The 9,778-nt window shown below is 74.6% G+C and carries 1 protein-coding gene; it reads right to left on the reverse strand.

Annotation, left to right across the window (positions count from 1 at the left end; all coding sequences use genetic code 11):
• The coding region (locus VF632_RS09590) for an amino acid adenylation domain-containing protein (RefSeq protein WP_331022657.1) at positions 1 to 9,696 on the reverse strand (9,696 nt) is incomplete at its 3' end.
• Positions 9,697 to 9,778 lie beyond the last annotated feature (82 nt).

Raw genomic sequence — 9,778 nt, forward strand, 5'->3', positions numbered from 1 at the left:
CTCGAACACCACCTGGAAGAGCGGCATCTCTCCCGGGCCGCAGTCCGGCCGCAGCGCGCTCACCAGCCGGGCGAAGGGGAGGTCCTGGTGCGCGTACGCGCCGAGCGCGGCCTCCCGCACGCGCCCGAGGAGCGTGCGGAACCCGGGTGACCCGGACAGGTCGGTGCGGATCACCAAGGTGTTGGCGAGAAAGCCGATCAGGTTCTCGAGCTCGCGCCGCACGCGCCCCGCGACGGGCGTTCCGACGCAGACGTCGTCGTGGCCGCCGTAGTGCGAAAGGAGCGCCTGGAACCCGGCGAGAAGGGTCATGTAGAGGGTGCACCCCTCCTGGCGGCCGAGCGCCCGGAGCGCCGCCGACACCGCCTCCGGGAGCCGGAAGGTCCGGGTGGCGGCGTGGTCGCTGGGCACCGGCGGCCGCGGGCGGTCCGTGCGCAGCGCCGGGACGCGCGGGGCCCCGGCCAGCCGCGCCGTCCAGTAGGCGAGCTGCCGCTCCAGCAGCTCGTCGGTGAGCCAGGCGCGCTGCCAGGCGGCGTAGTCCGCGTACTGCACCTCGGGCTCGGGGAGCGGCGAGCCCTCCCCCGCGGCGAAGGCCGCGTAGAGCGTGGAAAGCTCGCGCATCAGCACCCCCGTGGACCCCCCGTCGGTCACGATGTGGTGCAGGGTGAGGCAAAAGCCGAAGTCGCCCTCGCCCAGGCGCGCGAGCACGGGGCGGAGGAGCGGCCCCCGCTCCAGGTCGAAGGGGCGGTGCGTTTCCCCCGCCGCCAGCGACTCGACGGCCTCGTCGCGCGCGGGCCCGGCGAGCCCGCCCAGGTCCACCTGGCGGAGGAGAACGGGGCCGGCGGGGTGGATCACCTGCACCACCCCTCCGCCCGACTCGCGGAAGGTGGTGCGGAGCGACTCGTGGCGCCGCACGACCTCGGCGAGGGCCTTCTCCAGGACCGGCGCCTCCACCCGCCCGCGCAGCCGCAGGCGGTAGTGCAGGTTGTACGCGGGGCTCCCGGGGTCGCTCTTCCACGCCGACCAGAGACGCTCCTGCCCGAAGGACGCCACCAGCTCTCCCTCGCGCGAAACCCTGCGGAGGGGGGGGAGCGGGCCGCTTCCGGCGGAAATGGCCGCCTGTACCCGCTCGCCCAGTCCGGCCACCGTGGGGCTCTCGAAGAGGGCGCGCAGCGGCACCTCGGCACCGAACGCCTCGCCCACGCGGGCGATCACGCGCATGGCCAGCAGCGAGTGCCCGCCCAGGTCGAAGAAGCCGTCGTGGGCGCCCACCCGCTCGCGGCCGAGCACCTCGGACCAGATCCCGGCCACGATCTCCTCCACCGGCGTCCGGGGCGCCACGTACGCCGCCTCGGCCTCCCAGGCGGGCGCGGGGAGGGCCCCCCGGTCCACCTTGCCGCCCGGCGTCCGGGGAAGGCGCTCCATCACCATGAAGGCGCCCGGCACCATGTAGTCCGGGAGGCGTGCGCCCAGGTGCGCGCGGAGCGCGGCCTCCGCCACGCCCTCCTCCCCGGCGGGCACGACGTATCCCACCAGGCGCCAGTCGCCCGGCGCGGCCTCGCGCGCCAGCACCAGCGCTTCCCGCACGCCGGGGTGCTGCAGGAGGGCGGCCTCGACCTCCCCGGGCTCGATGCGGAAGCCGCGGATCTTGACCTGCTGGTCCACGCGGCCCAGGAACTCGATCTCGCCCCCGGAGAGCCGGCGCACGCGGTCGCCGGTGCGGTACATCCGCTCGCTCCCCAGCTCCGGAAAGGGGTGGTCCACGAAGGCGGCGCGCGTCTTCTCCGCGTCGTTCAGGTACCCCAGCCCCAGGCACGCGCCGGAAAGGTACAGCTCCCCCGCCACCCCCGCCGGAACCAGCCCGCGGCCGCCGTCCAGCACCAGCGCGTGCGTGTTGGCGATGGGCAGCCCGATGGGGATGCGATCGCCCTCGCGCCCCGTCACCTCGTGGCAGATGCAGCCGATGCTGGCCTCGGTGGGCCCGTAGAGGTTGACCACGCGCACGCCGGGGAAGCGCTCCACGAAGGCGTACGTCGTTCCCGCGGTGATCTGCTCCCCGCCGACGACCACCGCCCGCAGCGAGGCCAGCGCGCTCCGCGCCTCCGCGTCGTCCACGAGGCGGGGGACCAGCTCGTTGAAGACCGAGGGGACGAAGTCGGTCATCGTCACCCCGTGCCGCCGGATGAGCGCGGCGATCGGCCCGGCGGCGAGCTCCTCGTCGCCCGCCAGCATCACGCTCCGCCCGCCGAGGGCCAGCGGCCAGAAGAGCTGCCACACCGCGCTGTCGTAGACGTGGCGCGTGGTCTGGAGCACCACCTCGGCGGCCTCCGTCCCGAAGTGCCCGCCCATCCACGCGAACCGGTTGGCGATCCCGCGGTGGGGCACCAGCACGCCCTTGGGCGTTCCGGTGGAGCCGGAGGTGTAGATCACGTAGAGCGGATCCTCCGGGGATCCCTGCGCGCGGGACCGCTCCCGCGGACCCTCGCCCGATGCTTTCCCCGGCACGGGGTCGTCCGCCCCCGGCACGGCGAGAAAGGTCCGGCCCAGCTCGGCTTTGCCGAACGGGGGGGCGCCGTCGACCAGGACCACCTCGCATCCCAGGTCGTCCAGGACCTGCCGGAGCCGGGCGGCGGGCCAGCGGGGGTCGAGGGGCGAAAACGCCGCGCCCGACTTCATCACCCCCAGCATGGCCACGGGCACCCCCAGCCCGCGCTCCATCAGGATGGGCACGTGGCCGCCCCTCCCGATCCCGCGCGCCGCGAGCGCGGAGGCGACGGCCTCGGCGCGCCGGTCGAGCTGGGCGTACGTCAGCGCCGCCGCGCCGAGCACGACGGCGGGCGCCTCCGGGGTGCGCTCCGCCTGTGCCTCGAACAGCTCGTGGATGCACGCCTCCGCGCCCCACGCCGCCGAGGGCCCCCTCGACTCGTCCAGGAGCCGCGCGCGCTCCGCTTCCGAGAGCAGCGGGAGCGAGGCCACCGGCCTCCGATCGTCCGCCACCATCCCCTCCAGCACCCGCCGCAGGTATTCCAGCGAGCGCTCCACCGTGGCGCGGTCGAAGAGCGCCGCCGCGTACTCCACCCCGCCCGCGATCCTCCCCTCCCACTCGAAGAGGGTGAGCGAGAGGTCGAACTGCGTGGCCGCGTTCGTGGGGCGCTCCAGCGGCGCCGGCGCGAGCCCGGGGAGCTCCAGGCCGCCCCGGGGGGCGTTCTGCCATGCGAACATCACCTGGAAGAGCGGGGTGTGCGCCAGCGACCGGGCGGGCCGCACCCGCTCCACGACCTTTTCGAACGGAATGTCCTGGTTCGCCTGCGCCTCCAGCGCCCGCGCCTTCACCCGCCCGAGCAGCTCCGCCACCGTGGGCGTGTCCGAAAGGTCCACGCGCAGCGCCTGCGTGTTGACGAAGAAGCCGATCAGCCCCTCGATCTCCGCCCGCCCGCGGTTGGCCGTGGGCGTGCCGACCACCACGTCGTCCTGCCCGGAAAGCCGGCTCAGCACCGCGGCCCACCCGGCCAGCAGCGTCATGAAGAGCGTTGCGCCGTGCCGGCGCGAGAGCTCCTTCAGCTCCGCCGTCAGCTCCTCCCCCAGCGCCACCCCCACCGCCAGGGAGCCCCCGGCCTGGTCCCGATCCGCCGGACGCGGCCGGTCCAGGGGAAGCTCCAGCAGCTCCGGCGCGCCGGCGAGCGTCGCTCCCCAGTACTCCGCCTGCCGCTGGAGCACCTCGCCCTCGACCCAGCGGCGCTGCCAAACCGCGTAGTCGGCGTACTGCACCGGGAGCGGGGGAAGCGGATCGGGCTCGCCGCCCGAGAAGGCGGCGTAGAGCGTGCTCAGCTCACGGGTGAACACCCCCATGCTCCATGCGTCGGAGACGATGTGGTGCAGGGTCACCAGGAGCACGTGGTCGTCCGGGCCGATCCGGATCAGGCGGCCGCGGATCAGCGGGCCGCGCTCCAGGTCGAAGCGCGCGTGCGCCGTCGCCGCCATCAGCCGCCGAAGCTCGTCCGGACCGCCTGGAGCGCCGGCGAGATCGTGCTCCACCAGGTGGAACGAGGCGGCCTCCGCCGGGGCGATCCGCTGCTCCGGGACGCCGGCGCGCTCGCGGAAGGTGGTGCGCAGCGCCTCGTGGCGCGCCACGATGCGCTCCAGCGCCCGCCCGAGCGCCGCGCGGTCGAGCGCGCCCACCAGCCGCGGGCGGACGGAGAGGTAATGGGCGACGTCCCCGCCCCTCATCCGGTTGTGGAACCAGAGCCGCTGCTGCGAGAACGACAGCGGAAGCGGCTGATCGCGATCCACCGGCTCGATGGGCGGCAGGCTGGCGCGCCCCGCCTCTCCCACGGCGCGCGCGAGGTCCGCCAGCGCGGGGTGCTGGAAGATCTCCCCCAGCGCCACCTCCGCCCCCAGCACCCGCCGCACCCGCGAGATCACCTGCACGGCCAGCAGCGAGTGGCCCCCCAGCTCGAAGAAATGGTCGTGGCGGCCCACCCGCTCCACCCCCAGGAGCTCGGCCCAGATCTCCGCCAGCGCCACCTCCGTGTCGCCGGCTGGCGCCTCGTACCCGCGCCGGGCGTACCCGTCGTCCCCAGGCGCGGGGAGGGCCTTCCGGTCCAGCTTTCCGCTGGAGGTCAGCGGGAACGCGGCGAGCGGAACGTACGCCGCGGGAACCATGGCGTCCGGGAGGAGCGCCGCCAGGTGCGCGCGCAGCGCCTCGGCCGCGGGTGGCTCGTCCGCCACGAAGTAGGCCACCAGGGCGGCGGCGGCGCCCGCTCCGGCGGGTTGCGCCACGACCGCCGCCTCCCGCACCCCGGGGTAGCGCCTGAGCGCCGCCGCCACCTCGTCCGGCTCCACGCGGTAGCCGCGGATCTTCACCTGGTGGTCCCGGCGGCCCAGGAACTCGACCGTCCCCTCCGGCAGCCTGCGGCCCAGGTCGCCCGTGCGGTACATCCGGGTGCCGCGGCCGCCCGGGTCGGGAACGAACGCGCGGGCGGTGAGCCCGGGGCGGCCCCAGTAGCCGAGCGCGACGTGCGGGCCGCGGACCACGATCTCGCCCCGCGCATAAAGCTCCACAGGCTCCCCGGCGTCGTCGAGGAGGAGCACCTCCGCACCCTCGACCGCGTGCCCGGCCGGCACGGTGTCGCCCCGCGCCTCGGCGGCGTGGTCCATGAAATACTGCAGCGCGAGCGTCGACTCGGTGGGGCCCAGGCCGTTCACGAAGACGCACCCCGGCGCGAAATGCTCCCGGAACCGCTCGAAGTCGGAGCGGGTGGCGGCCTCGCCCCCCAGCACCACGAGCCGCACGGACGGGAAGCGGTCTTCCCCCGCCGCCCCGCCGCCCGGCAGGAGGGCGCGGAAGAGCGTGGGAGTGGAGTGGTAGAGGGTGATCCCGCGCGCGTGCAGCCAGGGCGCGAGCGGCTCCACCCCCTCCCGGCGGACGTTGAAGAGGTGGAGGGCGGCGCCGTTCAGGAGCGCGCCGAAAAGGTCCATGACGGCGGCGTCCGTGGCGTACGAGGCCAGCAGCGTCAGCCGGTCCTCCGGGCCGATGCCGAGCGCGTTCGTGTAGGCGCGGATGTGGCCCAGGACGTTGCGGTGCGACTGGGCCACCCCCTTGGGCTCCCCCGTGGAGCCCGAGGTATAGAGGAGGTAGGCGAGCTGCTCCGGCGGGACGTCGGGGAGGACGGCCGGGGCCGCGCCGGCGGCGGGCTCCAGGCTCTCTACCTGGAGCACGGCGGCCGGCCCGGCGCGAAGGCTGCCGGCCAGGCGCAGCGCCGCGGCGTGGCCCGCGCGGTCGGCCAGGACCAGGGTGGCCGCGGCGTCGTCCAGCATCTGGCGCATCCGCCTCTCGGGCCAGGCGGGGTCCAGCGGCACGTACGTCTTCCCCGCCGCCAGCGCCCCCAGCACGCCGGCCACCATCGGGGCGTCGGGCTCGAAGAGGAGCCCCACGCGTCCCGGGCCGGGGCCAACGGAGGCCACCACCGCCCGCGCGATCCGCTGGACGAGACCGTCGAGCGTCCGGTAGCTCCACTCGCCGGAGGGCGCGTGCAGGGCGGTCCGCTCCGGGTGCGCCGCCGCCCGCGCCCGGAAGCACGCGGCGATGGACGGCTCGCCCTCCGCCGCGGCGAAGGGCGCGTGGGCGACGGAAGACCTCATCTGCCGCGCCACGGCGTGGGAGCCGCTCTCCTCCGCCAGCCGGCGGCGCTCCGCCTCAGGGATGAGCGGAAGCCGGTCCACGTTCCGGCCGTCGTCCGCCGCCATCGCCCCGAGCACCGTGCGCAGGTAGCCCAGCCAGCGCTCCACCGTGCCGGCCTCGAAGAGCGAGGCCGCGTAGTGCACCGCGCCGGTGACCCGGCCGTCCGCCTCCTGCAGGTTGAGCGACAGGTCGTAGCGCACGGCCCTGGGCGCCGCCGCCCCGGAGACGCCCGAAACGCCGGGGCCGCCGGAGCCGCCGGCCGGCATCGTCTTCACCTCCTCGAGGGCGAGCTCGCCGCGAGGCGCGTTCTGCCAGGTGAAGCTCACCTGGAAGAGCGGCGCGTACGCGAGGGAGCGGACGGGCCGCACCAGCTCCACCACCTGCTCGAAGGGGATGTCCTGGTTCTGCTGCGCCTCCAGCGCCCGCCCCTTCACGCGCGCCAGCAGCTCGCCCACGGCCGGCGAGTCCGCCAGCTCCACCCGCAGCGGCAGCGTGTTCAAAAAGAATCCGATCAGCCCCTCGATCTCTCGCCGCCCCCGGTTGGCGGTCGGCATCCCCACCACCACCTCCTCCTGCCCCGAGAGGCGGCCGAGCACCACCGCGAACCCCGCCAGCAGCGTCATGAACAGGGTGGTCCCGTGACGCTGGCCCAGCTGCTTCAGGCCGGAGGTCGTCGCCTCGTCCAGGGCCCACGCCAGGGAGGCGCCCCGGGGGTCCCACCGCGCCGGGCGCGGGTGGTCCGCCGGAAGCTCCAGCAGCTCCGGCGCACCCGCCAGGGTCCCCTTCCAGTACTCCGCCTGCGTCCGCAGCACCTCGCCGCCCACCCACTCCCGCTGCCACGCCGCATAGTCGGCGTACTGGATCGGGAGCGCCGGGAGCGGGTCGGGCTCGCCCCGGCGGTACGCCCCGTACAGCGCGCTCAGCTCCGCCGCCCACACCCCCATGGACCAGCCGTCGCTGATGATGTGGTGCATGGTCACCAGCAGCACGTGCTCGTCCGGCGCCATCCGCACCAGCCGCCCGCGCACGAGCGGCCCCCGCTCCAGGCTGAACGGCGCGCCGGCCTCCTCGGCCACGATGCGACGCAGTTCCTTCCCCGCCCCGGGCCCCTCGCCCAGGTCGTGCTCCACCAGCCGGAAGCGGCTTCGCTCCGCGGGGGCGATGCACTGCACCGGCTCTCCGTCGACCTCCGCGAAGGTGGTGCGCAGCGCCTCGTGGCGCTGGACCATCCCGTCCAGCGCGCTCACCAGCGCAGCGCGGTCCAGCGCGCCCGACAGACGCTGGCGCGAGGGCATGTGGTACGCCGTGCCCGCGGTCCCCATCCGCTCCAGGAACCAGAGCCGCTGCTGCGCGAACGAGAGCGGCAGCCGCCCGCCGCGATCCACTCGCTCGATCGGCGGCAGCTCGGTGCGTACGGCGTTTTCGATGGCGCGCGCGAAATCCGCCAGCACGGGGCGTTCGAACAGGCCGGCGATCCTCACCTCCGCGCCCAGCACCAGGCGCACGCGCGAGATCACGCGGACGGCGAGGAGGGAATGGCCGCCCAGCTCGAAGAAGTCGTCCCAGCGACCCACCCGCTCCACGCCCAGCAGCTCGGACCAGATCTCCGCCAGCGCCGCTTCCGTCTCTCCCACCGGCGCCTCGTAGCCGCGCCGCGCGCAGGCGTCTCCCTCCGGCGCGGGCAGCGCCTTCCGGTCCAGCTTGCCCGTAGGCGTCAGGGGCAGCGCCTCCAGCACCACGAACGCCGCCGGCACCATGTACTCCGGCACGCTCCGCCGCAGGTGCTCCCGCAGCGCGTCGGCCTCCACGCCGCCGGCCACGTACGCCACCAGCCGCTGGTCCCCCGGCAGGTCCTCGCGCGCCACGACCACGCAGTCGGTGATGCTCTCGTGGCCCCGCAGCACGGCCTCGATCTCCCCCGGCTCGATCCGGAAGCCGCGCACCTTCACCTGGAAGTCGGTGCGCCCCAGGTACTCGAGAACGGCAGTGCGTGCGTGCGTTGGTGCATCAGTGCGGGAGTTGGGCACGGGATCCACTCCCGCACTCACGCACTCACGCACTTCCGCACGTTCTTCCCGCCAGCGCGCCCGGTCCCCAGTACGGTACAGCCTCGCGCCGCCTTCCGCCGAGAACGGATCGGGGACGAAGCGCTCCGCGGTCATCGCCGCGCGGCCCAGGTAGCCGCGCGCCACTCCCGCCCCGCCGATCAGGAGCTCGCCCGGGACGCCCGCCGGCTGCGGGCTCCCGAGCGCGTCGCAGACGTACAGGCGCACGTTCCCCAAGGGCCGTCCGATCGGGTGACCGTGTACGATCCCGTCCGCCGGCACCGGGTGCGTGGAGGCCAGGATGGTTCCCTCGGTGGGGCCATAGAGGACGTGCGTCTCCGCCCCGGGGAGCGCCTCACGCATCTCCGCCAGCAGGTCGGCCGGGACCCGGTCGCCGCCCACGAAGGCGCGCCGCAGCCGCCCTAGCCGGGGCGTCTCGCGCTCGACATGCACCAGTTGCCGCATCAGCGCGGGGACCGCGTGCACGAGCGTGGCGTCGGCGATCTCCTCCACCAGCGCGGGCACGTCCAGCACCCGCACGCGGTCCACCAGGCGCACCGCGCCCCCCGAGGTGAGCGGCAGCAGCGTCTCGAAGAGCCAGATGTCGAAGGCGTACGAAGCAAGCGCCGGCATCACGTCGCCCTCACCGACGCCGAACGCCTCGCGCGTGGCCGCCAGCAGGTTGGCCAGGGAGCCGTGCTGCACCAGCACCCCCTTGGGCGTCCCGGTGGAGCCGGAGGTGTAGATCACGTACGCCAGGTGCTCGGGCGAGACGCCACGTTCCGGGTTCCCGGCAGACTGCGCCGCGACCCGGTCCCCGTGCCCGTCCACGCTTACGACCTTGACGCCGTCCCCGATGAAGAGCGCCGCACGCAGTGATTCCTGCGTCACCAGCACGGGGACGGCCGCGTCGGCCAGCATGAACGCAAGCCGCTCCGCGGGATAGGCGGGGTCCAGCGGGACGTACGCACCGCCGGCCTTCAGCACGGCCAGGACGGAAACGACCATCCCCGGCCCCCGCTCCAGACAGACCGCGACTCGCGTCTCCGGCCGGACACCGAGGCCGGCAAGATGGTGCGCCAGCCGGTTGGCACGCTCGTTCAGCTCGCCGTAGGTGAGCGACTCCTCCTGGAAGCGCACGGCCACCGCCCCCGGCGTGCGCGCCGCCTGCGCCTGGAACCGCTCGTGGATGCAGCAGTCACCCGGATACTCGGCCGCCGTCCGGTTCCACGCATCCACCACCAGGCCGCGCTCTTCCGGCGAGAGCAGGTCCAGTTGTGAAAGCCGCACGTCCGCGTCCGCCGCCACCTGCTCCAGCACCCGCGCCAGATGGCCGAGCATCCGCAGGGCCGTGCCGCGCTCGAAGAGGTCGGTGCTGTAGGTCAGTCCGCCACGCAGCCCCTGGGCTGTCGCCGTGAGCACCAGCGAAAGATCGAACTTGGCGCTTGCGTTCCCCGCTCCGGCTCCGCTCACGCTCAGCCCCGGAAGAGCACTTCCCCCTCCTCCTCCTCCCCCGCCACCGTCCCCCTGCACCGTGAACACGACCTGGAACAGG

The sequence above is a fragment of the Longimicrobium sp. genome (genome assembly GCF_036388275.1).
GTDB lineage: Bacteria > Gemmatimonadota > Gemmatimonadetes > Longimicrobiales > Longimicrobiaceae > Longimicrobium.